Source organism: Curtobacterium pusillum (genome assembly GCF_007673235.1).
GTDB classification, from domain to species: Bacteria; Actinomycetota; Actinomycetes; order Actinomycetales; family Microbacteriaceae; genus Curtobacterium; species Curtobacterium pusillum_C.
Window position 1 is genome coordinate 45,195 of the sequence record NZ_VDZH01000007.1, and the last position, 23,977, is coordinate 69,171.

The following is a 23,977-nucleotide window of genomic DNA, read 5'->3' on the forward strand; positions in this document are numbered from 1 at the left end:
GAAGCGGATTCGCGCGTAGGAGGCCGGAACTTCCTGCTCTCCATGCGCGGAACGGCTTCCTACGCGCGGAACGGCCTCCGACGCGCGGAACGACACCCGCGCTGGCTTCATGAGAGTGGTTTTGACAACCGTTATCAACTAGCTCTACGCTCGAGGACATGCACAACCGTCTCCTCGCCCTGCCGCTCGTCGCCGGCGCCGCCGCGCTCGCCCTGACCGGTTGCGCGACGTCCTCTGCCTCCGGTGACGCCTCGGGCGACGGCACCGTCCGGGTCGTCGCCTCCACGAACGTCTACGGCTCGATCGTCGAGGCGATCGGCGGCGACCACGTGTCCGTCACGAGCATCCTCAACGACCCGTCGCAGGACCCGCACTCGTTCGAGTCCAGCGCGAAGACGCAGCTCGCCGTGTCGAAGGCCGACCTCCTCATCGAGAACGGGGGCGGGTACGACGACTTCATGACCACGCTCGCCGACGCGTCGAGCACGGAGGCCGACACGATCAACGTCGTGAAGCTCTCGGGGCTCGACGAGGGCGGGGACACCGAGTTCAACGAGCACGTGTTCTACAGCTACCCGACGATGGTGAAGCTCGTGGCCGACGTGTCGAAGCGCCTCGGCGAGCTCGACAGCGCGGACAAGGGCGAGTTCACGAAGAACGCCGACGCGCTGACGACGAAGCTCGAGGGGCTCGAGACCGCGACCGCCGACCTGAAGAAGACGTACGCGGGCGAGAAGGTCTCGTACACCGAGCCCGTGCCCGGTTACCTGTTCGACGCGATCGGGCTCGACAACGTCACGCCCGAGGCCTTCTCCGAGGCGATCGAGGAGGGCGACGACGTCCCGCCGGCCGCGCTCAACGACACCCTCAAGCTGTTCACGAACAAGACCGTGAAGGTCCTGGCGTACAACGACCAGACCTCCAGCCCGGAGACCGAACAGGTCAAGAAGGCGGCCGAGGACAACGGCATCCCGGTCGTCGGTGTCACGGAGACGCTCCCGAAGGGGGAGGATTACGTCTCGTGGCAGCAGGCGAACATCGACGCGGTGCAGGCGGCGCTCCAGAAGTGACCGCCCTCCAGAGTCCCTCGCGAACCGTCACTGCCCCCGGCAGTGGCGGTTCCGCCGTGCTCGCGCTGCGGGACGCCGAGCTCTCCTACGGTGCGCGCCGGCTCTGGTCGCACCTCGACCTCGACCTGGCGCCGGGCGAGTTCGTCGCCGTGCTCGGGCCGAACGGTGCCGGGAAGACCTCGCTGCTGCGGACCGTGCTCGGGCAGCAGCGGCTGACCTCCGGCACGATGTCGTTCCTCGGCCAGCCGGTCCGTCGCGGGCACCGCAAGATCGGGTACATCCCGCAGCAGCGCCTGATGGACGCCGGGACCCCGCTCCGCGCGCGGGACATGATCGCGCAGGGCGTCACCGGGTCGCGGTGGGGGATCCTGCCCGCGAGCCGTGCCGAGCGAGCCCGGGTCGACCGCATCCTCGACGAGGTCGGCGCGACGGCGTTCGCGGACGCCCCGGTCGCCGAGCTCTCCGGCGGGGAGCAGCAGCGCACCCGCGTCGGGCAGGCCATCGCCGCCGACCCCGCACTGCTGCTGTGCGACGAACCGCTCATCTCGCTCGACCTCCGCCACCAGCGCGGCGTCACCGAGCTCATCGACCGGCAGCGCCGACAGCAGGACGCAGCGGTGCTGTTCGTCACGCACGACGTGAACCCGATCCTCGACGTCGTCGACCGCGTGCTCTACATCGCCGGCGGGCGGTTCCGGATCGGTTCGCCGGACGAGGTCCTGCGCACCGACGTGCTCTCCGACCTGTACGGCACGCCCGTCGACGTCGTCCGGACCATGGGGCGGATCGTCATCGTCGGTGCGAACGACGCGCACGACCACCACTGCGACCCGGACCCGCACGCTCCGGCACCGGACGAAGGACGGATCTGATGGACGTCTGGTCGACGATCTTCTCGTTCCAGGACTACGGCGAGCTCGTCGTGCTCGTGCAGAACTCGATCTGGGCGGGCGCGGTGCTCGGCATCGTCGGTGGCCTGATCGGTCCGTTCGTGGTCGCCCGGAACATGCCCTTCGCGGTGCACGGCATCTCGGAGCTGTCCTTTGCGGGCGCGAGTGCGTCCCTGCTGCTCGGCGTCAACGTCGTCACGGGGTCGCTCGTCGGGTCGGTCATCGCGGCGCTCCTCATCGGACTGCTCGGGTCGAAGGCCCGCGACCGCAACTCGATCATCGCCGTCCTCATGCCGTTCGGGCTCGGGCTCGGCATCCTCTGCCTCGCGCTCTACAAGGGGCGTGCGGCGAACAAGTTCGGCCTGCTCACCGGCCAGATCGTGTCGGTGGACAACCCGCAGCTGACGTTCCTCATCGTCATCGCCGCGATCGTCGTCGCGACGCTGCTCGTGATCTGGCGCCCGCTGATGTTCGCGTCCGTCGACCCCGACGTCGCGGCGGCGGCCGGCATCCCGGTGCGGACCCTGGCGATCGTGTTCATGCTCGCCCTCGGACTCGCGACGGCGGTGTCGGTGCAGATCGTCGGCGCGCTCCTCGTGCTCTCCCTGCTCGTCACCCCGGCGGCAGCGGCACTGCGCCTCAGCTCGCACCCGGTCGTCGTGCCGATCCTGTCGACCGTGTTCGCGGTCGTGTCGGTCGTGGGCGGGATCCTGCTCGCCCTCGGCGGCGGGCTGCCGATCAGCCCCTACGTCACGACGATCTCGTTCGCGATCTGGGTGGTCTGCCGCATCGTCGGCGGACGCAAGGACCGCCGTGGACGTGACCGGATCGTGGGTCGGGACCAACGAGGCGGGGGCGCACCGCGCCTCCAGGCCGGAACGCCGGACGCGTCGACCGACGCGAGCCGCAAGGAAGGAGTCACCGCATGAACGCCGTGCAGAAGCCGAAGCGGAACACGTGGCAGCGCGAAGCGGTGCGCACCGCGCTCTCCAGCACCGAGGGGTTCGTGAGCGCGCAGGCGCTGCACCAGCACCTGCGGGACGACGGCTCCACGATCGGACTGGCGACGGTGTACCGGGCGCTCTCCGACCTGGCCACCGAGGGTGACGCCGACTCCCTGCAGCAGGACGGCGAGTCGCTGTACCGCGCCTGCACGACCGACGCGCACCACCACCACCTGATCTGCCGGAACTGCGGCCGCACGGTCGAGATCGAAGCCGACCCGGTGGAGCGGTGGGCGCAGGAGGTCGCCGCGGCGAACGGCTTCACGAACGCCAGCCACGTGGTGGACATCTTCGGCGAGTGCGCGTCGTGCACCGCAGCCCGCACCGGCGCGTAGTCTCCGCCTCATGCACGTGATCCTGGTTCCCGGATTCTGGCTCGACGCGAGCGCCTGGGACGAGGTGGCCCCGGTGCTCCGCGCCGCCGGTCACTCGGTCGAGGCGGTCACCCGCGACGGTGACACGCTCGACGAGCAGGTCGCCGCACTGGTCGAGAAGCTCGACGACGTGGCCACCGCTGACGAACCCGTCGTGCTCGCCGGGCACTCCGGGGCGGGGCCGATCGCGTACATGGCAGCGGACCAGCGGCCCTCGCTCGTCGCGCACCTGCTGTACGTCGACACGTTCCCCGGACCGGAGGGCGGCTGCGTCAACGACGAACTGCCCGTGGTGGACGGCGTCGTGCCGCTGCCCTCGTGGGACGTGTGGGAGCCGGCGACCGTGCGGGGCATGACGCCTGAACTGCGGGAGGCCTTCGAGCACCGGGCGATCCCGGAGCCCGCGGCCGTGCCGTCGGACCGGTTCCACTACTCCGACGCCGCACGGCACACGATCCCGGCGACGGTGATCACGTGCGAGATCCCTGCGACGGACCTCGCGACGATGGTGGCCGACCACCAGACGTGGGCGGCGGAGCTCGTGGCGACCGAGGAGCTCTCGATCGTGGGGCTCGAGACGGGGCACTGGCCGATGTTCACGGCGCCGCGGGAGCTCGGCGAGCTCATGGTGCAGGCGTTGGCGCCCGCGCCGACGCAGGCGCCTGCGCCGTAGGGCGCGTCCCGGGCGGGCGTCCGCGCGCCGGACGCGGGGCGCGCCTCCAGGCCGACGACCGGAAGCCGCGGTTTGCGACACGCCCGGTCGTCGCGTACGCTTGACCCTTGGTTCTCCGCGTCCGCGCGGCGAGCCCAGTTGTTCCAAGCCCTCCGACCGTCGCGAACGCCGCGGTCGCGCGGTGCTCACAGGCCCTTCGACAGGGTCCGCGGGCCTGGGCGGCGCGCACAACCCCCTCGCTGACAGCCCGGTCGCAGACCGAGCGGCAGCGCGTGCGTGCCAGGCAAGTGAACTTGGGTGCGACCGATCGGTCGCACGGTACCTCAGGAGGAAACCATGGCAGCAGTGTGCCAGGTGACCGGAGCCACCCCCGGCTTCGGACACAACATCTCGCACTCGCACCGCCGGACGAAGCGCCGCTTCGACCCGAACGTGCAGAAGAAGACGTACTACGTGCCCTCGCTTCGTCGTAACGTCACGCTCACGCTCAGCGCTAAGGGCATCAAGGTGATCGACGCACGCGGCATCGAGTCCGTCGTCAAGGATCTCCTCGCCCGTGGGGAGAAGATCTGATGGCCAAGAAGGGTCAGGACGTTCGTCCGATCATCAAGCTCCGCTCCACGGCGGGCACCGGGTTCACCTACGTGACCAAGAAGAACCGTCGCAACAACCCGGACCGTCTCGTGCTCAAGAAGTACGACCCGGTGATCCGCAAGCACGTCGACTTCCGTGAGGAGCGCTAAGCATGGCGAAGAAGAGCAAGATCGCGAAGAACAACCAGCGTGCCGAGATCATCGCGCGCTACGCCGAGCGTCGTCTCGAGCTGAAGAAGGCCCTCGTGGACCCGAACGGCTCCGACGAGTCGCGTGAGGCTGCCCGCGTCGGCCTGCAGAAGCTCCCGCGCGACGCGTCGCCGGTGCGCTACCGCAACCGCGACGCCATCGACGGCCGCCCCCGTGGCCACCTCGGTGAGTTCGGCATCAGCCGTGTCCGCTTCCGCGACATGGCCCACCGTGGCGAGCTGCCGGGCATCACGAAGAGCTCCTGGTAAGCACCAGCTTCCGCGAACGCCCCGTCACCCCAGTGGTGGCGGGGCGTTCGTGCTTTCGGGGGACATCTTCGTCACATCGGTCACTTCTGCCTCACTGGTACCCCGACAACCCCGGAAATCCGGGCGAGTCGGCGGGTTTCGTCCCAGGTGGCTGGTACGTTCGACTCCGGTTCCGCCGGGCAGCACGCCTGCGGTCCCGCGGCACGGGGCACCCGCTCCGGGCGCCGGACGAGAAGTCGTCCGACCGATACTGCAAGAAGTCCGAGGAGGACATCCATGGCTGACAAGTCACTGAACCGCACCGAGCTCGTCGCTGCCGTCGCGCAGGAGTCCGGCCAGAGCCAGGCCACCGTCAACGGCGTCGTCGACGCGCTCTTCTCCGTCGTCTCCGGCTCGGTTGCCGACGGCACCAAGGTCACGATCCCCGGTTGGATCGCCTTCGAGAAGACCCACCGCGCCGCGCGCACCGGCCGCAACCCGCAGACGGGTGAGGCCATCGAGATCGCCGCGAGCGACTCGGTCAAGGTCAGCGCCGGCTCGAAGCTGAAGGCTGCGGTCAAGTAAGACTGCTTCCGCGTTGGAAGGGACGGCTCCGGCCGTCCCTTTCGTCGTTCCCGGGGCCGCGGCGCCTCCGGCGCGTGGTCACCCATCCCCAGCCTGGAGGCACGGATCGCCGTCCACAGGTCGGCCCACTCGATTCCGTGGCCGGGTGGGGCAGCGCCTAGGCTTGACGGGTGAACCGGATCGCGCGCATCGCCGGCCCCGCCGTGCTGCTGCTCGTCGGGTTCGTCTCCCTGTTGGTCGCCCTCGTCATCGGGGGCGGGGCCAACGCTGCGCTCATCGCCGACCCGGGCGCCGTGGTGCGCTTCGGCCTCCCGATCGCCCGGCTGGTCGTCGACCTCTCCGCCGCGGCCACGATCGGTGGCCTGGCGCTCGCGACCGTCGGGCTGTCGCGCACGGCTCCGGAGTGGAACCGGGCGATCGACGTCGCCGCCGGGGCCGCGGGCGTCTGGACGGTGGCATCCGCCGTCACGACGTTCTTCACGTTCCTCAGCGTCGCGGGCTCCAAGGTCAGCCTCGACGAGCAGTTCGGCCAGTCGATGGGTGTGTTCCTCACCGGCACGGACCTCGGGCTCGCCTGGCTCGTGACCGTCCTCGTCGCGGCTGCCGTCACGGTGCTGTGCTTCGCCGTGCGCTCGCGGGGGATGGTCGCCCTGACCGCCGGCGTCTCGATGATCGGCCTCATCCCGCTCGCGCAGCAGGGGCACGCCGCGGGCACGGCCAGCCACGACGCCGCGGTCACCGCGCTCGGTCTGCACCTGGTGGGCGCCGCGCTCTGGGTCGGCGGGCTCGTGATGCTCGTGCTGCTCCGCCCCGTGATCGACGCGGACCGCCTCGCCCTGGTCGTCGGGCGGTACTCGAGCATCGCCCTCGGCTGCTTCGTGCTCGTCGCCGTGTCCGGTGTCGCCTCCGCACAGATCCGGGTCGGGGCGCTCTCGAACCTGTTCACCGCGTACGGGGTGCTGGTGCTCGTCAAGATCGCGGCCATCGTGGCGATGGGCGTCCTCGGGGCCGTGCAGCGGCAGCGTGCCATCCGCTCCCTCACCGTCGCGCCAGACCGTCGGCGCCCGTTCTGGACGCTGATCGTCGTCGAGCTCGCCGTGATGGGGGTCGCGAGCGGGTTCGCCGCAGCACTCGGTCGCACGGCCACCCCGGTCGACCAGATCGCGCTGAGCAAGACCACGAACCCGTCGCCGGCCGAGCTGTTGACGGACGACACCCTGCCGCACGCACCCGGTGCCTGGGGCTGGCTGACGGCGTGGAACATCGACCTGTTCTGGCTGATGGCGGCCGTGCTCGTCGCCGCGACGTACGCCGCCGGGGTCCTGCGGCTCCGTCGGCGCGGGGAACACTGGCCCGTCCGCCGCACGGTGGCACTGGGCATCGCCCTCGTCTCGCTCGTCGTGGCGACGTCGGGTTCGCTGCACACCTACGACCGGTTCCTGGTGTCGGCGAACGTCGGTGCGCACCTGCTCCTCGGGCTCGCCGTGCCGACCCTGCTCTGGGCCGCCGCGCCGGTACGGCTCGTCCGCGCGGCCGTGCACCCGCGTGACGACGACAGCACCGGCGTGCGCGAGTGGGCCGGGGTCCTGCTCGACAACGCCGCGGTGCGGTACCTCGTACAGCCGTTCCCGGCGTTCGTGTTCCTCGCCGCCGTGTGGTGGGCGTTCTTCGTGACCGACGCGCTCCGGTGGTCCGTCAGCGACTCCACCGGGCGAACGGTGATCGACGTCGTGTTCCTGCTCGTCGGGCTTCTCGCGGTGCCGACCCTGCTCACGCCGATCGCGGCCGGTGCCCGACGCGCCTCGGTGCCGGCGGCACTCGTCCGGATCGCCGGAGCGGTCATCGTCGCAGCAGGCCTGGTCTCGCTCGGCATCGCGATGCGCGGGCCGCTCGGGCTCCTGCAGGCGTCGTGGTTCGGCGCGATGGGCCGGACGTGGGGGCCGGACCCGCTCGTCGACCAGGCGCGCGCGGGTGCCCTGCTCGTGGTCGCCGGTGCCGTCGTGCTCGTGACCGTCGTCGTGGTGGTGCTCGTCCGCGTGCGGCGCGAGGCGGCTTCGCCCGCGTCCGCGTCCGCGCCTGACGGATTGCGCCCCGATGCGGACATCGCGCCCGCACACACCGGGGCGCGACGTCCGAACCGGGGCGCGAACGGGAGCGCGTCCGACGAGCCGGACTTCGACGACAGCAGCGACGACTCCGCGGTGACCCGATGAGCGTCGAGCTGAGCGCCGAGCAGCGGGCGGTCTTCGAGTACATCGAGCACACCCGCGACCACGTGTTCATCACCGGGCGTGCGGGGACGGGCAAGTCGACGCTCCTCAACCACCTGTCGTGGAACACCGAGAAGCAGGTCGTGATCTGCGCACCGACCGGTGTCGCCGCGCTGAACGTCGGCGGACAGACCATCCACTCGCTGTTCCGCCTGCCGATCGGTCTCATCGCGGACGCCGAGCTCCGGCAGGGGCCGGACACCCGCAAGCTCCTCAACACCATCGACACCCTCGTGATCGACGAGGTCTCGATGGTGAACGCCGACCTGCTCGACGCGATGGACCGCTCGCTCCGGAAAGCCCGCGGTCGGCAGTTCGAGGCGTTCGGCGGCGTGCAGGTCGTGATGTTCGGCGACCCGTACCAGTTGCCCCCGGTCCCGGGCGACGGCGACGAGCGGGCCTACTTCACCGACCACTACCGGTCGATGTGGTTCTTCGACGCGAAGGTGTGGCTCGAGGCCGAGCTGAACATCATCGAACTCGCGACCGTGCACCGCCAGCGGGACGACGCCTTCGCCGCGATGCTCACGGCCGTGCGGCACGGACGTGTCACGGCCGACGTCGCCGGCCAGCTCAACGCCGCCGGGGCACGACCAGCACCCGACGACGCGATCACCCTCGCGACCCGCAACGACACCGTGGCGCGCATCAACAAGGCCGCGCTCGACCGGCTGCCGGGCAAGGTGAAGACGGCGAAGGCGGACGTGAACGGCGACTTCGGCGGGCGGAACTTCCCCGCCGACGAAGCACTCGAGCTCAAGCCCGGCGCGCACGTGATGTTCCTGCGCAACGACCCCGACCAGCGCTGGGTGAACGGCACCCTCGGCATCGTGCAGACGATCCGGGACACCGTGTGGGTCGACGTCGACGGGGAGTCCTTCGAGGTCCAGCCGTCGGTGTGGGAGAAGTTCAAGTACTCCTACGACCCGGACAAGAAGGAACTCAAGAAGGACACCGTGGGGGAGTTCCAGCAGTTCCCGTTGCGCCTGGCGTGGGCGGTGACGATCCACAAGTCGCAGGGCAGCACGTACGACCGGGCCGTGGTCGACCTGGGCAACCGGGTGTTCAGCGCGGGGCAGACGTACGTGGCGTTGTCGCGGCTGACCTCGCTCGAGGGGCTCTACCTGACCCGACCGCTGCGGCCGCAGGACATCATCGTGGACCTCGACGTCCGGCGTTTCATGTCCGAGGCACCGCGCGTGGTGGCGACGGAGCTCGAGGCGCCGAAGGCCCCCGAGCCCGACGAGGCCTGACGCCCGGACGGGCTCGCGCGCTCGCGAGGTCGCGCGAAGTGCCGCCCGAGCGCCGAGTGGGCGGCAGAACGTGCGACCTCGGCGGCGCGCACACGGCGAGTCGTGCGACCTCGGCGACCGCGACGCCCGGACGCACGACGCCCGGACGCACGACGCGCGGACGCACGACGCCCCGCCGGCCACGTGGGCGGGCGGGGCGTTCGTGGACGCGAGGACTCAGGCGCGAGCGGCGTCCGCCCGGAGTGCGCGGAGGTTCTGCTTGTCGGCACCGAACGCCGTCAGGAGCAGGATGACACCGACGATCGCGTGGAACACGTTGTCCGTGGTGTTGAGCGCGAAGATGTTGGCGGAGGTGTTCACGAACACGAAGCCGTACACGGCGAGCACGACGAGCACGGCGCCGACCAGGATGTTGCCGTTGCGCGACCCGATCGTGTTGCCGAGGCCCACGATGAGGAGCACGGCGGCCAGCATCACCCAGATCAGGGCGAGCGGCGGGTTGACGCCGAACGCGTTCCAGAGCATGCCGCCCTGGCGGCTGAAGAACCCGGGGTCGCCGTCGGCAGCGAAGAAGAAGCCGAGGATGCCCCACACGAAGAGGATCGCGCCGACCGTGAGCGCGAGTCCACGGTTCGGGGAAGCAGTGATGCTCGGTTCCTTGACTGCCACTTCGGTTTCCTCCTCGTACGCAGCCGACGCGCTGTACGTCGGTCCGGCGATGTGCGCCGGTGCGTTCACCCGCGCGAGCCCGATCGGTGCGTTCCCAGCCTCCGACCGGCGCTCCAACGGTATCGTGTCGGACCCCGACCGTCCGAATCGCACGCGCGTCGCCAGGCGCGTGACGAGGCCGACGACCAGCACCCCGAGGAGGACCAGTCCGGTGACGCGAACGCCCGAACGCAACGCACCTGCATCGCGTGGACCGAGTGTCTCGCGACGGTTGCGGTGGGGGCTGTTGGCGGCTCTGGGGTTCGTGATCGTGCCTCTCGTCTACGCGGCGGCGGTGTTGACGCCGGTGGGGCAGCGGGTCGAGGACGCCGCACTCGGCGGGGTCCGGGAGTCCGACCTGTTCGGGTCGGACACTGCGCTCAACGTCATCTCGGTGCCGGTGATCCTGTTGCTCCTGGTCGTGATCGCTGCCGTCGCGTTCGCTCGACGTCGGCTCGCGGTGGGGCTCGGAGCCGATGTCGTCGTGCTCGCGGCGGCGGCCACCTCGACGCTCGTCAAGCGTATCGCCGAGCGCCCGGAGATCGCCCAGTCGACGACCCCCAACTCGTTCCCCTCGGGTCACGCCACGATCGCCCTCGCGGCACTGTTCGCCGTGCTGATGGTGACCCCGCGGCGCTTCCGACCGATCGTCACCCTGATCGGTGCGGCGTACGCGGTGTTCGTCGCGAACCAGACCGTGGTCTACGGCTGGCACCGGGTGAGCGACATCATCGGTGCGTGCGCCATCGCACTCTTCTGGCTCGGGGTCGTCCGGGCGTTCGGGCCGAACGTGGACCGCAGTGAGCGCGGCGACCGGGACGGACACCGGGGACCGCGCCGCGTCGTGACCGGGGTCCTCCTCGTGGCGACCGGGGTCACGTTCCTCGTGGGCGTCGCGGCGCTCGTGTACGGCGTGACGGGCGGTGCGCACGACCACGCAGCGATCCTCGTGGCGGGGCGGATGGCGTCGAGTGCGAGCGTGCTGGCGGTCGTGACGATCGTGTGGTTCGCGGACGGGATGCACCACGCGGCGCGCACCGACACCGAGGCCGTCCCCGCGTGAGCGTCACAGTCGCAATCGCATGCGCGAGGGTTACAGCCCTGTAACGCGTCCGGATCCCGGGCAGAAAGACGACTAGCGTTGCCCGCGTCGGCGGACCAGGGACCCGCGGCGGACAGGGAACCATGCGGGTGCAGCACACCGTGGCGCGAGGTCGCCGAGTACGTGGGACGATCGCCGCTGTCCTGGGTCTGATCATGGTCGGTGTCGCTGCGCTCGTGCCGACGGCCGCCGCCTCGGCGATGGTCCAGGTCGGCGCGGCCCCCAGCGGAGTCCCCGGCAGCTCGGTGCAGGCGGTGGTGCAGAACCAGTCCTCCGGCACGGGATCGTGGATCATCACCGCGCCGCCGAGCACCGTGATCACCGCTGCCCAGTCGATCCCCGGCCCCGGCCTGCTGCCGTTCACGTGCGTCCCGATCAACGGCGGGGCGCAGGCGGACTGTCAGTTCAGCGGGCTGTGGGGTGCCGACAACCAGGTCGCCATCACCATGACGATCGACCCGACCGCAGCCGCACCGCAGACGGTCACCGGGAACTCGACGATCCAGAACGTCGAGTCGGGTGACTACTCGGTGGACATCGTCCCGCCGGCCGCCCCCGCCGCCCCCGCGATCACCGCCCCGCCCGCCGGCGACGAGTCGATCGTGACCCAGCCGACCATCACCGGCTCGAAGACCGCCGGTGCCGCGACCACGACCGGCACGACCCTGACGGCGACACTCGACGGCGACCCGCTGTGCACCGTCGCTGCGAGCACCGAGTCGACGTGGGCCTGTGCCCCGGCGGCACCGCTCGCCGTCGGCACCCACACGATCAGTGCGACCCAGACCGACCGCTTCGGCCAGACCTCGCCGGCTGCGACGACCACGTTCACGGTCCTCGCCGAGGCCGGACTCGCGATCACGCAGACCGGCGGTACCCCGCTCTACGCCGGCTTCCCGGCCGTGCACACCGTCACCGTCCGGAACGCCGGCGACGGCGAGGCCCGCGGCGTCGTGTTCACCGCCGACACCGGCGGCCTCCAGGTCCCGGTGTGCGAGCTCGACGGCGCGGCGTTCGACTGCGCGACCCTGACGTCCGGCGTCCAGCTCGGCACGATGGCGTCCGGCGGCGAGCGGGTGTTCCGGCTAACCATCGCCGCGCCGGCGGGCACCGTGCCCGGGACGTCGTTCCCGATCGCCACGAGGGCGTCGTCGTCGACCGATCCGGATTCGCCCGTCGACTCGAGCAGCACCCTCGTCACGTCGGCCCCGACCGCGCCGGTGATCACGGCGCCGGCGAACGGTTCGTCGACCGTCGCGCGTCGGGTCGGCGTCTTCGGCAACGGGGTCCTGCCCGGGGCGACGGTCGCCGTCCGGCAGGGCGACACCGTGCTGTGCACGGCCACCGGCATGGCGAGCACCGGGTTCTCGTGCACGCCCGACCGCACCTTCCCGCTCGGCGCGGTCACGCTGACGGCGACGCAGACCGTCGGCGGCATCGAGTCCGACGCCGGCAGCACCCGCTTCACGGTGCGCGCACCGGCCACCCCGCCTGGAGGCACGACTCCCCTCCCCGGCACCGGCGGCGGTTCCACGGGTGGGTCCGGCGGTACCGCCCCCGGCGGCTCCGGCAGTGACGGTTCCGGTGGCACCGGTGCCGGTGGCGGCAGCGGCTCCGGGAACGGCACCGGCTCCGGCGCGAGCGGCGGGTCCGCCTCCGGGGACGCCGGCCAGCCGCCGTCGTCGGCACCGGCGACCCCGAGCACGCCGTCCGCGCCCGCCCCCGCCCCCGCCCCCGGCGCCGCCAACGGCTCCGGCGACGGGTCAGGCGACGGCAACGGCGGCGGCGACGGGGTGAACAACGGCCCGATGGCGATGAACCTCCGCTTCGGGACCCAGCGCATCGTCCCCGGCACGGCCTCCGACATGCGCGGCACCCTCGGCCCGAACGCCTCCGGAGCGACGGTCGCGATCACCTTCCAGGCCCGGATGTCGACCGGCATGGTCTACCGCAACGTGAACGTCGAGGTGGACGACCAGCCGCTCGACTGCACCGTCGCCACGACCTCGTTCTCCTGCATGATCCCGCTCGACCCCGGGCAGCAGGCGGACGTCGACGTCCGCGTGTACGCCGATCCCGTGAACGCCCCGGACACGGCCGTGCAGCAGATCTCCCTCGCGTCGAACCGGGCGTCGCAGGCGAACGCGATCACCGTCACCACCGCGGTGGCGAAGGGCGAGACCGAGGCATCCCAGCTCGCCGACCAGATCACCACGTTCAACGTCACGGAGTTCCCCGGCGCGATGGTGCCGCTCCTCGCGATGCTGCTCTTCGCGCTCGCCGCGACCGTCGCGGGTCGACGCGCCGCCTCCGGCCCCGCCGCAGGGGCGACCACGTCGCCGACCGGATCCGGTCCGCCGGAGCCGAGCCGTGCCTCCAGTCCGACCAGTCCCCGTCCCACCACCGATCCACCGTCCGGGAGCAACCGATGACGCAGACGACCGACGCACCCACCGAGAAGCGCACCCGCAGGAACCCGGCGCCGATCATCCTGCTCGTCGCGGTGGTGCTCCTGGCGGTGTACTACGTCGTGATCGGGCTCTCCGGCGCGCTGAAGACCACGACCGCGGTGCCGGTGAGCGGGTCGAACAGCCCCACCGGGAACTACATGACCCTGCGGATGAGCGTGCAGGACGTCGACCTGTCGAACCGGGTGATGCAGGCGAACGTGCTGCCGATCCCGCACGGGACGTACGAGGGCGAGAAGGCCGGTGAGATATCGAAGCCGCTCCGCATCGAGGTCTCGAGCGGCGGCGTGACGACGAGCGTGGTGACGTTCCCGGGGCAGTCGGTGGTGGACGCGACCTCGTTGACGCTGACCCTGGACCGTGGCGACACCTCGTACCCGTTCGACCAGCCGTTCACGAACTTCCAACTGAGCGTGCAGAACGACGACACCAGCGCTGCCGTGCCGTTCGAGGTGGACATGTCGAACTCGGCGCGCCCGTGGGTGATGAACGCCGAGCGGAGTGCCGGCGAGCAGCAGGACGGTCGGACCCTCGTCCCGATGCAGATCGACGGACACCGCGACACCCTGAGCGTCGTGATCGTGTCGTTCTACATCCTCGCGATCCTGTTCACGACGCTGATGGCCGTCGTGACGATCGGTGCGGCGATCCTGCGGCGGAAGCTCGAGTTCGCGAACGTCATCTGGCTGAGCGCGACCCTGCTGTCGTTCCCGGCGCTCCGGTCGGCGATGCCGGGGGCGCCGCCGATCGGGACGACGCTCGACTTCGTGTTCCTGTTCCCGTGCCTGGCGCTCGTCGCGATCATGTTCGTGTGGACCGGCGCGTACATGCTCTGGCGTGAGTCGAAGGTGCTGCGCGGGCGGGTCCTGGAGGACGACGCGGCGTAGCGGCTCCTGGCGGGAATGCCAGCGGCTACGGTACGTTGTATCCAGCAAGTCGATGCAAACGCATCGAATTCGCGGAAGGCGGCGCATCATGCAGTTCGGCATCTTCACGGTCAGTGACGTCACGACCGACCCCACCACCGGGCAGACCCCCGACGACACCCAGCGCGTCCGGGACATCCTGACGATCGCCGAGCACGCCGACCAGGCCGGCCTCGACGTCTTCGCCACCGGCGAGCACCACAACCCGCCGTTCGTGGCGTCGTCGCCGACCACCATGCTCGGCTACCTCGCGGGTCGGACGAAGCACATCACGCTGTCGACCTCGACGACGCTGATCACGACGAACGACCCGGTGCGCATCGCCGAGGAGTACGCGATGCTCCAGGTCATCTCCGACGGCCGGATGGACCTCATGATGGGCCGCGGCAACACCGGTCCCGTCTACCCGTGGTTCGGCCAGGACATCCGCCAGGGCGTCAACCTGGCGATCGAGAACTACGCACTCGTCCGCCAGCTCTGGGAGAACGACGTCGTCAACTGGCAGGGCAAGTTCCGCACGCCGCTGCAGGGCTTCACCTCGACCCCGCGTCCGCTCGACGGCGTCCCGCCGTTCGTGTGGCACGGCTCCATCCGGACGCCGGAGATCGCCGAGCAGGCCGCGTACTACGGCGACGGCTTCTTCCACAACAACATCTTCTGGCCGATCGAGCACACCGCGCAGATGGTCGGGCTGTACCGGCAGCGCTTCGAGCACTACGGTCACGGGCGTGCCGACCAGGCGATCGTGGGCCTCGGTGGGCAGTTCTTCGCCCGGAAGAACTCGCAGGACGCGATCGACGAGTTCCGCCCGTACTTCGACAACGCGCCGGTGTACGGACACGGCCCCTCGATGGAGGACTTCACCCACCAGACTCCGCTCACCGTCGGTTCCCCGCAGCAGGTCATCGACCGGTACGCCGCGATGAAGGACAGCGTCGGGCACTACCAGCGTCAACTGTTCCTCGTCGACCACGCGGGGCTGCCGCTCAAGACGGTGCTCGAGCAGATCGACATCCTGGCCGAGGACATCGTGCCCGCGCTCCGCACGATCAACGACGAGGGGCGTCCGGCGGACGTGCCGTCGGACCCGCCGTCGCACGCGGCTCGTGCGGCCGCGGCGCTGGCCGCCGGCACGGCGGGCAGCGACCACGTCGCCGCCGAGGACGAGTGGACGGGCGCGTCGGTCTGACGCACGCTTCGTGAGCGGGGATGGTCGGGTCCCGGATGGTGGCCCGACCATTGCTGCTCACCATGCGGGGTGGGCGCGACCACCGACGGACTGGAGGCGCGGTGCGGGCTGGCACCGCGCCTCCAGTCCGTCACGGTGTGCGTTCTGACCCATCATGCGCGTCCTGGGATGCGCTTTCGCGCGTAGGGGGCAGGAAGGAACTGCCCCCTACGCGCGAAAGCGCTTCCTACGCGCGGACCTGCTTCCTACGCGCGATTCGGCGGGGTGGGGGCTGCGGGAGCGTCGGGCGCGGGAGCCACCGCGCGGGCGGGGACCAGCTTGAGGCCCACCACGCAGCCGACGATGCCGGCGATGAAGAGCACGCGCAGCACAGTCACGGGCTCGGCGCCGGTGGCCATGCCCCACAGCACGGTGAGGGCGGCACCGGTCCCCGTCCACACCGCGTACGCCGTGCTGATCGGGATGTGCTTCAGGACGTAGCCGAACGCGACGAGGCTCACCACGATGGTGATCGCGAACACGATCGTCGGGCCGGGGACGGTGAAGCCGTCGCTCTCGCCGAGGGCGGTCGCCCACACGGTCTCGAGCGCGGCGCTGACGAACAGGACGATCCACGGCATCTCAGCTCACCACCTTGAGGCCGACGACGCAGGCGACGAGCCCGAGCACGAGGGCGATCCGGGCGACCGAGGCGGCCTCCTGCTTGCGGAGGATCGCGACGATCACCGTGAGCGATGCGCCGATGCCGACCCAGACAGCGTAGGCGGTGCCGACCGGGATCTCCTTCATCGCGAACGCCAGGCCGACCATGCTCAGCGCCATGCCTGCGATGAACACGATCGTCGGGACGACCTTCTTGAAGCCGTTCGAGGCGCCGAGGGCGGTGGCCCACACGGCCTCGAGGACGCCGGACAGCACGAGGATCACCCATGCCATGACGATCTCCTTCCATGAGTCGTACGAGTGTACGAGTACGAGTACGAGTTCGAAAGTAGCACAACTGTGCGAGTATGGGGGCGTGACCAGGAGCATCGACGTCGAGAAACGGCGCCGCACCGTGTCCGAAGCGGCGTGCCGGGTCCTCGCGCGGGACGGCCTCGGGGCCCTGAGCGTCCGGAACGTCGCCGCCGAGGCCGGACTGCCGCCGAGCACCGTGCGCTACGTGTTCCCGACGCAGTCGAGCATGCGCGAGCACACCATCACGCTCGTGTTCGACCGCACGCGGGAGCGGATCGCATCGATCGCGTCCGACATCTCGGGCCGTGACCGCGCGCACCGGATCGTCCTCGAGCTGCTGCCCCTCGACGAGGAGCGGGTCATCGAGCTCGACGTCTACCTCGCGCTCGGGAACGCGGCGCTGACCGACACCGAGCTCCGGCCGGCACTCGACCGGGTCGTCGACGAGATGCGGGAGTGGAGCGAGGAGATCCTCGGGCTCGTCGGGGTACCCGCCGCCGACCGGGAGTACGAGGCCCGCCGGCTGCACGCGCTGATCGACGGGCTCGCGATGCACGTCGTGCGGCTCGCGCCGGGGGAGTCCGGCGACTGGGCGATCGAGGTGCTCGACCGGCACCTCGACGGGGTCGCCACGGGCTGAGGCGGGTCGTTGCGGGCTTCGCGGGGCGCCCGAGGCCTCGCACGGTGCGAGGTCCCGTGGGCATGGTGCGAGGTCCCGTGCATGGTGCGAGGCTCGCGGCGTCCCACGGTGACCGGAACCTCGCACACTGTCCGCGCCTCGCACCGTGCGAGGCCTCGCACCGCGCGCCGCGCCGCCCCGCGCGGCAACGTCCGTCGCCTATCCTTGCCCGGTGACGACGACCACCCGGCCGCCACAGCGCGCTGACTCCCGATCGCGGGCCCTCACCGGCCCCGGGCTCGTGCTGCTCGCCGTCGTCGTGCTGCTCGGGATCCGCCTGCTGTCCCCGGCCGTCGGGACCGCGGGGTTGCCGAACGTCGTGCAGGACTTCCTCACCCTGGCGATCAGCGTCGTCGTCGAGTCCCTGCCGTTCGTGGTGCTCGGCATCGTGCTGTCCATCGTCGTCGAGGTCTGGGTGCCCGTCGGTGCGCTCGAGAAGGTCCTGCCGCAGCGCCCCATCCCGCGCCGGGCCGTGATCTCCCTCATCGGCATGCTCTTCCCGGTGTGCGAGTGCGGGAACGTGCCGCTCGCCCGCGGCCTCATGATGCGCGGGTTCACCCCGGCCGAGGCCGTCACGTTCCTCGTCGCCGCCCCGATCCTCAACCCGCTCGTGATCATCAGCACCGCGCAGGCGTTCGGCTGGTCCGGCTGGATCCTGCCGGTCCGCATCGTCGGCGGCTTCGTGATCGCCAACCTCGTCGGCTGGATCGTCGCCGCGCACCGCCGTCCGGCCGACCTGCTGCTGCCCGCGTTCGAGGCCCGCTGCCGTGCGGCGATCGGTGCCCCGCGGTCCCGGAACCGCTGGCGGGAGAGTGCCGCGCAGTTCGGTGGCGAGACCGCGACGATGATGCCCGCGCTGTTCGTCGGCGCCGGACTGGCCGCCGCGATCCAGGTGGCCGTGCCCCGGTCCACGCTCGTGTCGATCGGCGCGAACCCGGTGCTGTCCGTCGCCGCGATGATGCTCCTGGCGATGACGGTGTCGCTGTGCTCGAACGTGGACGCCTTCTTCGCGCTGTCGTTCGCGTCGACGTTCCTGCCCGGGTCGATCACCGCCTTCCTCATCATCGGGCCGATCATCGACGTGAAGATGATCGCCCTGCTCCGAACGACGTTCCGTGCACGCTTCCTGGTGCTGCTCGCCGTCGTCTGCGTCCTGTTCGCCGCGACCGTCGGGTTGGTGATGAATGTCCTCGTCTGAGTCGCGCCTGCCCGCGTACCTCGGCCTCGGGTCGGTGCTCGCGGTGGCGCTCTGCACGCTGTGGCTCGCCCTCGCCGGGCACCTCGACCTGTACATCAACCCGCGGTACTCGGCGTTCACGATCGTCCTCGCGACCGTCGCGGTGCCCGCGTCGGTGGCCGGCCTGGTCGTCGTGGCGCGCGGGCACGAGCACGTGCACGACGACGAGGAACACGAGCACCGGCCGGGAGGCGCGGGTCGCCTCACACGGGTCGTCCTGGGTGGGGTGGCGGCGCTCGTCACGATCGGGGTCACCGCCGCCATGCTCGTCCTGCCCCCGACGACCCTCTCCGCCCGCACCGCGCAACAGCGGAGCGTGGACTCGGCGACCCTGTCGAACGCCACCGGCTCCGAGGCCGCGGTGTCCCTGCTCGGCAGCGGGTCGGTCGACACGTCGGAGTACGGCGTGAAGGACTGGGCCGCCCTCATCCGCCAGACCACGGACACCACGTCGCTCGTCGGCAAGCAGGTGCGGCTCTCGGGGTTCGTCGTGCCCGGTTCGGACGGCTCGTTCACGCTGACCCGGTTCGTGATCAGCTGCTGCGCCGTGGACGCCCAGCCCGTCGGGCTCGGGGTCGTCACCGACGGCGCCGTCCCCGACGAGGACCAGTGGGTCACCGTGACGGGCGCGCTCGCCGCCAACCCGGACCAGTCGGCGGACGCCCGGATCGTCATCAAGGCAGCGACGGTCAAGAAGATCGCGCAGCCGAAGGACCCGTATGAGTACTGAGGCTGAGACGATGCAGCGCCGTCGGCCCCGGAACCGCTTCCGCCGCCGGCTCGTCGCCACGGTCCTGGTGTTCGTCGTCGTCGGCACGGCCGCCGCGGTCGTCGGGTCGCAGCAGGGCCCCCGGCTCCGCGACGTCACGTACGACGCCACCGGGCTGGTTTCCCGGCCGGCCCAGCGCGTGATCCTCACCGCGAACCAGGCACTGCAGCGGGTGTCCGCCGCCGACGTCCGGGTCAGCCCGGCGGCAGCGCACACCGTGACCTCGAGCGGGAACACGATCGCCGTGGAGTTCGCCGGACCACTGGCGTACGACCGCGACTACACGGTCACCGTCGCGGGCGTCCGCGCCCCCGGGCAGCGTGCGACCTCGGACCTCCGTGCCTCGATCCGAACGGGCAGTACCGACGTCCTCGCGCTCGTCCCGGGTGACGCCGGCGCGAAGGACCGCATCGTCCGTCGGTCCCTCGACGCCGGGGGCGCGACCACCGTGTACCAAGGGACCGGCATCACGGAGTACGTCCGCCTCGGCCGGTCGCTCGTCGTGGTGAGCGGGACGGACGCCGGGTCCTCCGTCGACATCGTGCCGCTCGCCGGTGGGGTGCAGGACGAGGACGCCCCCGTCGAGCACCTCACGCTGCCGACCGCCGAGGGCCGCGTCACCGCCCTGCACGCCGCGGACGACGGTGCCTCGTTCGGGTTCGAGTACGCCGACACCTCGACCGGGCAGTCCCGCAACGTCGGGCTGTACGTCGTCGACATGACCGGGACGCACCTGCCGACCGCGATCGACGGGAGCGGCAAGCCGGTGACCGGGGCCGTCCCGATGACGGTCGGGCAGTGGGCGTACGTGCCGCGGACCGAGAGCGCCCTCGTCCGGACCGGCAGCGATGACCTCCTGCTCGTCGACATGAGCGGCCGCACGGACGCCGTCCGGCTCGGGAGCGCCACGTACCTGCACGGCTTCGTCGGCACCGGCACCACCGCCGTGGTCGAGACCGGGACCGGCATCGTGCGCCTCGACCTCACGGACGGCGAGCGCACGGCGCTGCAGGCCCCCGCCGCCAGCACCGACGCCGCCTACCTCGGGCGCATCGCCCAGCTGACGGACGACAGCTACCTGCGGGTGGTGGGGGACGTGCGGTCGGACGGGACCATCTCGCAGCGGGTCGTGCGCGTGGAGGGGAGCCGCGCCTCCAGGCTGCCCGTGACCGTCCCCGAGGACGCGAGCGTCACCGCGGTCTGCCCGTCCCCGAACGGGCAGTTCGTCGCAGTCGCGACGAAGTCGGCGACGAGCGAGCTCGTGAGCATCGTCGACGCCACCTCGGGAGCGCTCGAGGCGAGCATCGACGCGGGGTCCGTGGACTGGTGCGCGGCGTTGCCGTCGGGCGACGAGGTCGGCTAGCGCCGGAGCGTGACCTTCGGGTACTCGCCGAACCGGCGGAGGTACTCGCCCGAGAAGCGGCCCATGTGCGTGAATCCCCAGCGCGCCGCGACGTCCGCGACGGCGACCTGGGCGGGGGAGGCGCGGAGCAGGTCCTCGTGGGCGCGGCGCAGCCGGACCTCGCGGAGGTACTGCATCGGCGACCGGTCGAGGGTGCGGTGGAAGGCCTCCTGCAGGCCGCGGACGCTGAGGTCGGCGACCCGGGCGAGGTCGGACACCGTCAACGGTTCGTGCGCGTGCGCGTGGATGTGCTCGACGGCGGTGCGGATCCGGGCGTTCCGGTGCTCGCCCCAGCCGATCGGCGCCACCTCGGCACGGAACCGGTACATGCCGAGCAGCGCTCGGGTGGTCTCGCGCTGGGACTCGTGCCACGCGAGCGACTCCGAACCCTGCTCGCGGAGTGCCCGGACCGACGACGCGACCGCGGTGCGCCACCGGGCCATCGACTCGGCCGTCGGGGTGGCGTTCCGGTCGAAGTCGACCGACCCGTCGACCAGGTACCGCTCGGATGCGACGTCGAGCACGAGGCCTCGGTCGAGGTGCACGAGCCGCTGGTCCCAGTCGGTGTAGTCGATGCTGAACCGCTGCTCGACCGGGAAGAGCGTCGGGATCCCCGGCTGCATCCGGACCTCGTCACGGCCGGCGTCGATCGCGGCGACACCGTCGTCGATCCACTGGACGACGACCTCGCCCTCGACGGCTGCGTCGCCGCGGAGGGACCCGTGCATCTGCGACCGGCGGATGCTCATCCGGTCGTCGCCGACACCGACGTAGCGGTACCAGTACGCGCCGTCGGTGCGGTCGGAGCGCCACGACCGGCCGGCGTACATGCCGGCGAGGTCGCTCACGGCGGCGTCCGTGTCGGTGCCCGCGACGGACACGAGGGGAGGGGTGCCCTCGTGGGCCGTGGTGGTCATGGGTCGAGTCTGTCGCGCGCGGGTCGGTCGCGCCTGTGCGGTGCGCGTGTCGGACGGTGGGGTGGTGAGCGCGCGGGTCGCGCGCACAGACGGACGGGAGGCGCGGTGCCGGCTGGCACCGCGCCTCCCGTCCGTATCTGGTCGCGTCAGAGACGCGACCCGCTACGCCAGCGTTGCCGCGTCGATCACGAAGCGGTACCGGACGTCCGACGACAGGACGCGCTCGTACGCCTCGTTGATGTACTCGGCGCTGATGAGCTCGGTCTCCGGCAGGATGCCGTGCTCGGCGCAGAAGTCGAGCATCTCCTGGGTCTCGCGGATGCCGCCGATGGCCGAACCGGCCCAGCTGCGACGCGAGCCGATCAGGGCGAAGGCGGGGACCTCGAGCGGCTCCGACGGAGCGCCGACGTTCACGATGGTGCCGTCGACCGCGAGCAGGCCCAGGTAGGCGCCCATCGGGATCTTCGCCGACACCGTGTTGATGATGAGGTCGAAGGAGTTCGCGAGCTTCTCGAACGTCTCCGGGTCCTTCGTCGCGTAGTGGGCGACGGCACCGAAGCGCAGGGAGTCCTCCTGCTTGGAGGTGGTCTGCGACAGGACGGTGACCTCGGCGCCGAGCGCGGCGGCGATCTTGACGCCCATGTGGCCGAGCCCGCCGAGGCCGACGATCGCGACCTTCTTGCCGGGGCCGGCCTTCCAGTGGTGCAGCGGCGAGTACAGGGTGATGCCGGCGCAGAGCAGCGGCGCGACCTTCTCGATGTCGAGCGACTCGGGGACGCGCAGCACGAAGTCCTCGTTCACCACGACGGCCTGCGAGTAGCCGCCCTGGGTGATGCTGCCGTCGGCGGGGTCGACGCCCGCGTAGGTCTGGATGTTGCCCTTGAGGCAGTACTGCTCCTCGCCCTTCAGGCAGTTCTCGCACTCGCCGCAGGAGTTCACCATGCAGCCGACGCCGACGCGGTCGCCGACCTTGTGCTTGGTGACGTTCTCGCCGACGGAGGCGACATGGCCGACGATCTCGTGGCCGACGACCTGGGGGTACTGGATCTCGCCCCACTCGCCGCGGACGGTGTGGATGTCCGAGTGGCAGATGCCGGCGTAGGCGATGTCGATCTCGACGTCGTTCGGGCCGAGGTCACGACGGGTGATGGTGGTCTTGACGAGCGGTTCCGTGGCGGACGGGGCCGCGTACGCGTTGACGGTGCGCAATGGTCTCCTCGTGGGGTTGCTTCAGGACCGGATCCGGTCCTGCACCAGTCTCGTGGAGCGCGCCATCCCGTGGGAGGTCCCACTGGGGCACCCCTGGTGTGTCAGCCCTCGCGTGTCGGATGCGCTGGGCCGTCAGTCGACCATGCGGGCGAGGCGCTGCCCGGCGATCCGGGCGAACCGCAGCGGATCGGCCAGGGCGTCGTCCGGCTCGCCGGTGGTCTGCGTCGCCAGCACGGTCAGTGAGGCGGCGGCGTCGTAGTCGTCCAGCGGGGCATCGATCGCCCCCGCGACGAGCATCGACCGAGCAGCGGGAGCGTGCGACGCCGCCAGGGCCCGCACCACCGACGGCACCTTGCCCGCGGCGCTCTGCCCGTCGTACCGCCCCTCGCCCGTGACCACCACGTCGGCCCCGTCCAGCAGTGCCGGGAGTCCCAGGACGTCCGCGACCGCCGAGGCCCCTCGCGCGAGCGTCGCGCCCCACACCAGCAGCCCGAACCCCACGCCGCCGGCGGCGCCGGCACCGGGCGTCGAGGGGTCGACGTCGGGGAAGCGCCCCGCGAAGGCGGCCAAGCGGTCGTCGAACGAGGCGACCCGGTCGGGCGTGATGCCCTTCTGCGGCCCGAAGACCGCGGCGGCACCCGTCGGCCCGAGCAACGGTGACGTGACGTCGGTGAGCACGACGACCCCGCCGGACGGCAGCGGGAGATCGCCGATGACGTCGAGAACGGACGAACCGCCGTCCGTCGACGCACTGCCCCCGATCCCGAGCACGAGGCCGGTCACCCCGGAGGAGAGCGCGGCGGCGATCGCCTCGCCGAACCCGCGCGAGGTCGCGGTGTCCGGCAGCAGGTCCCCGCCGAGCAGGGGGAGCCCGCTCGTCGCCGCGAGCTCGACCACGGCACGGCCGTCCGGCAGCCGGAGCCAGGACGTGTCGACTGGGGAACCGTCCGGTCCGGTCACCGTGATCGGGACGCGGACCGCACCGGGGACGGCGGTCGCGAAGGCGTCGAGCGTGCCCTCGCCGCCGTCGGCCATCGGCGCGAGCGTCACGGAGTCGTCCGGTCGCACGGACAGCCAGCCCTCGCGGATCGCCTCGGCGACGGACGCTGCCGTCGCGGTGCCCTTGAAGGAGTCCGGAGCCACGACGATTCGCACCCGACAACCGTAGCGGAGACGACCGCTGGACAAGTCAGGTTAGCCTCACCTAAGTTAACACTCAGGTGAGGCTAACCTAACTCGCCCTTCGCTCCAGTTCCCCGGGGATC

The 23,977-nt window shown here is 71.1% G+C and carries 25 protein-coding genes; 19 read left to right on the forward strand and 6 right to left on the reverse strand.

The window, feature by feature from the left end; translation table 11 throughout:
* Window positions 1-158: 158 nt before the first annotated feature.
* The 11 genes from FS532_RS17075 (at window position 159) to FS532_RS17130 (ending at window position 9,149) form a co-directional block, all read left to right on the forward strand.
* Window positions 159-1,070: a metal ABC transporter solute-binding protein, Zn/Mn family gene (locus tag FS532_RS17075; protein WP_144756973.1), complete on the forward strand. Its 912-nt coding sequence runs from the start codon at window positions 159-161 to the stop codon at window positions 1,068-1,070.
* Window positions 1,071-1,126: 56 nt separating this feature from the next.
* On the forward strand, window positions 1,127-1,942 hold the full coding sequence (locus FS532_RS17080; RefSeq protein ID WP_260852796.1) for a metal ABC transporter ATP-binding protein: 816 nt from the start codon (window positions 1,127-1,129) through the stop codon (window positions 1,940-1,942).
* Window positions 1,942-2,889, forward strand: coding sequence for a metal ABC transporter permease (locus FS532_RS17085; RefSeq protein WP_144756977.1), 948 nt, complete (start codon window positions 1,942-1,944; stop codon window positions 2,887-2,889). The genes FS532_RS17080 and FS532_RS17085 overlap by 1 nt, the downstream gene beginning before the upstream one ends.
* Window positions 2,886-3,299: a Fur family transcriptional regulator gene (locus FS532_RS17090; protein WP_070417146.1), complete on the forward strand. Its 414-nt coding sequence runs from the start codon at window positions 2,886-2,888 to the stop codon at window positions 3,297-3,299. Before FS532_RS17085 ends, FS532_RS17090 begins: the two co-directional genes overlap by 4 nt.
* A 10-nt stretch (window positions 3,300-3,309) precedes the next feature.
* Window positions 3,310-4,011 carry an alpha/beta fold hydrolase gene (locus FS532_RS17095; protein WP_144756979.1) on the forward strand — a complete coding sequence of 234 codons (702 nt, stop codon included), beginning with the start codon at window positions 3,310-3,312 and terminating at the stop codon, window positions 4,009-4,011.
* A gap of 336 nt (window positions 4,012-4,347) precedes the next feature.
* Entirely contained in the window at window positions 4,348-4,584 is a 237-nt protein-coding gene (gene rpmB / locus FS532_RS17100; RefSeq protein ID WP_022903747.1) for a 50S ribosomal protein L28, read from the forward strand.
* On the forward strand, window positions 4,584-4,754 hold the full coding sequence (gene rpmG / locus FS532_RS17105; RefSeq protein WP_022908193.1) for a 50S ribosomal protein L33: 171 nt from the start codon (window positions 4,584-4,586) through the stop codon (window positions 4,752-4,754). The genes rpmB and rpmG overlap by 1 nt, the downstream gene beginning before the upstream one ends.
* A gap of 2 nt (window positions 4,755-4,756) precedes the next feature.
* The gene (gene rpsN, locus FS532_RS17110; RefSeq protein ID WP_070417144.1) at window positions 4,757-5,062 is read left to right on the forward strand and encodes a 30S ribosomal protein S14; all 306 of its coding nucleotides are present in this window, start codon (window positions 4,757-4,759) and stop codon (window positions 5,060-5,062) included.
* Between the two features lie 276 nt (window positions 5,063-5,338).
* Window positions 5,339-5,626 carry an HU family DNA-binding protein gene (locus FS532_RS17115; protein ID WP_071299873.1) on the forward strand — a complete coding sequence of 96 codons (288 nt, stop codon included), beginning with the start codon at window positions 5,339-5,341 and terminating at the stop codon, window positions 5,624-5,626.
* A gap of 170 nt (window positions 5,627-5,796) precedes the next feature.
* A complete protein-coding gene (locus tag FS532_RS17125) occupies window positions 5,797-7,839 on the forward strand; it encodes a cytochrome c oxidase assembly protein (RefSeq protein ID WP_186322112.1) in 2,043 nt (680 codons plus the stop codon).
* Window positions 7,836-9,149 (forward strand): ATP-dependent DNA helicase, encoded by a 1,314-nt coding sequence (locus tag FS532_RS17130; protein ID WP_144756985.1) that lies wholly within the window; start codon window positions 7,836-7,838, stop codon window positions 9,147-9,149. The genes FS532_RS17125 and FS532_RS17130 overlap by 4 nt, the downstream gene beginning before the upstream one ends.
* A 216-nt stretch (window positions 9,150-9,365) precedes the next feature.
* On the opposite strand, the gene FS532_RS18795 is transcribed toward FS532_RS17130, so the two are convergent.
* The gene (locus tag FS532_RS18795; protein WP_186322113.1) at window positions 9,366-9,818 is read right to left on the reverse strand and encodes a DUF4383 domain-containing protein; all 453 of its coding nucleotides are present in this window, start codon (window positions 9,816-9,818) and stop codon (window positions 9,366-9,368) included.
* A 310-nt stretch (window positions 9,819-10,128) separates the two neighbouring features.
* Here FS532_RS18795 and FS532_RS18800 point away from each other — a divergent pair, with 310 nt between their 5' ends.
* The 4 genes from FS532_RS18800 (at window position 10,129) to FS532_RS17155 (ending at window position 15,542) form a co-directional block, all read left to right on the forward strand.
* Window positions 10,129-10,920 (forward strand): phosphatase PAP2 family protein, encoded by a 792-nt coding sequence (locus FS532_RS18800; protein WP_186322114.1) that lies wholly within the window; start codon window positions 10,129-10,131, stop codon window positions 10,918-10,920.
* A gap of 194 nt (window positions 10,921-11,114) precedes the next feature.
* A complete protein-coding gene (locus FS532_RS17145) occupies window positions 11,115-13,391 on the forward strand; it encodes an Ig-like domain-containing protein (protein ID WP_144756990.1) in 2,277 nt (758 codons plus the stop codon).
* The gene (locus FS532_RS17150; protein ID WP_144756992.1) at window positions 13,388-14,314 is read left to right on the forward strand and encodes a DUF4436 family protein; all 927 of its coding nucleotides are present in this window, start codon (window positions 13,388-13,390) and stop codon (window positions 14,312-14,314) included. Before FS532_RS17145 ends, FS532_RS17150 begins: the two co-directional genes overlap by 4 nt.
* 88 nt (window positions 14,315-14,402) lie before the next feature.
* On the forward strand, window positions 14,403-15,542 hold the full coding sequence (locus FS532_RS17155) for a CE1758 family FMN-dependent luciferase-like monooxygenase (protein ID WP_144756994.1): 1,140 nt from the start codon (window positions 14,403-14,405) through the stop codon (window positions 15,540-15,542).
* 245 nt (window positions 15,543-15,787) lie between these two features.
* Here the strand turns inward: FS532_RS17155 and FS532_RS17160 are convergent, their stop codons facing one another.
* Together FS532_RS17160 and FS532_RS17165 are read right to left on the reverse strand one after the other, a co-directional pair.
* A complete protein-coding gene (locus FS532_RS17160; RefSeq protein WP_144756996.1) occupies window positions 15,788-16,162 on the reverse strand; it encodes a DMT family transporter in 375 nt (124 codons plus the stop codon).
* 1 nt (window position 16,163) lies between these two features.
* A complete protein-coding gene (locus tag FS532_RS17165; protein ID WP_144756998.1) occupies window positions 16,164-16,478 on the reverse strand; it encodes a DMT family transporter in 315 nt (104 codons plus the stop codon).
* Between the two features lie 82 nt (window positions 16,479-16,560).
* On the opposite strand from FS532_RS17165, the gene FS532_RS17170 reads away from it, so the two are divergent.
* The 4 genes from FS532_RS17170 (at window position 16,561) to FS532_RS17185 (ending at window position 20,547) form a co-directional block, all read left to right on the forward strand.
* Window positions 16,561-17,139 carry a TetR/AcrR family transcriptional regulator gene (locus FS532_RS17170; RefSeq protein WP_260852797.1) on the forward strand — a complete coding sequence of 193 codons (579 nt, stop codon included), beginning with the start codon at window positions 16,561-16,563 and terminating at the stop codon, window positions 17,137-17,139.
* A 211-nt stretch (window positions 17,140-17,350) separates the two neighbouring features.
* Window positions 17,351-18,376, forward strand: coding sequence for a permease (locus FS532_RS17175; protein ID WP_144757000.1), 1,026 nt, complete (start codon window positions 17,351-17,353; stop codon window positions 18,374-18,376).
* The gene (locus FS532_RS17180; protein WP_144757002.1) at window positions 18,363-19,145 is read left to right on the forward strand and encodes a TIGR03943 family putative permease subunit; all 783 of its coding nucleotides are present in this window, start codon (window positions 18,363-18,365) and stop codon (window positions 19,143-19,145) included. The genes FS532_RS17175 and FS532_RS17180 overlap by 14 nt, the downstream gene beginning before the upstream one ends.
* Window positions 19,135-20,547, forward strand: coding sequence for a hypothetical protein (locus tag FS532_RS17185; protein ID WP_144757004.1), 1,413 nt, complete (start codon window positions 19,135-19,137; stop codon window positions 20,545-20,547). The genes FS532_RS17180 and FS532_RS17185 overlap by 11 nt, the downstream gene beginning before the upstream one ends.
* Here the strand turns inward: FS532_RS17185 and FS532_RS17190 are convergent.
* The 3 genes from FS532_RS17190 to FS532_RS17200 all read right to left on the reverse strand — a co-directional run bounded on the left by FS532_RS17190 (window position 20,544) and on the right by FS532_RS17200 (window position 23,867).
* Window positions 20,544-21,503: a helix-turn-helix domain-containing protein gene (locus FS532_RS17190; RefSeq protein WP_144757006.1), complete on the reverse strand. Its 960-nt coding sequence runs from the start codon at window positions 21,501-21,503 to the stop codon at window positions 20,544-20,546. The genes FS532_RS17185 and FS532_RS17190 overlap by 4 nt on opposite strands.
* Window positions 21,504-21,665: 162 nt before the next feature.
* On the reverse strand, window positions 21,666-22,712 hold the full coding sequence (locus FS532_RS17195; RefSeq protein WP_144757008.1) for an NAD(P)-dependent alcohol dehydrogenase: 1,047 nt from the start codon (window positions 22,710-22,712) through the stop codon (window positions 21,666-21,668).
* Window positions 22,713-22,844: 132 nt separating this feature from the next.
* On the reverse strand, window positions 22,845-23,867 hold the full coding sequence (locus FS532_RS17200) for a glycerate kinase (RefSeq protein ID WP_144757010.1): 1,023 nt from the start codon (window positions 23,865-23,867) through the stop codon (window positions 22,845-22,847).
* Between the last annotated feature and the right edge of the window lie 110 nt (window positions 23,868-23,977).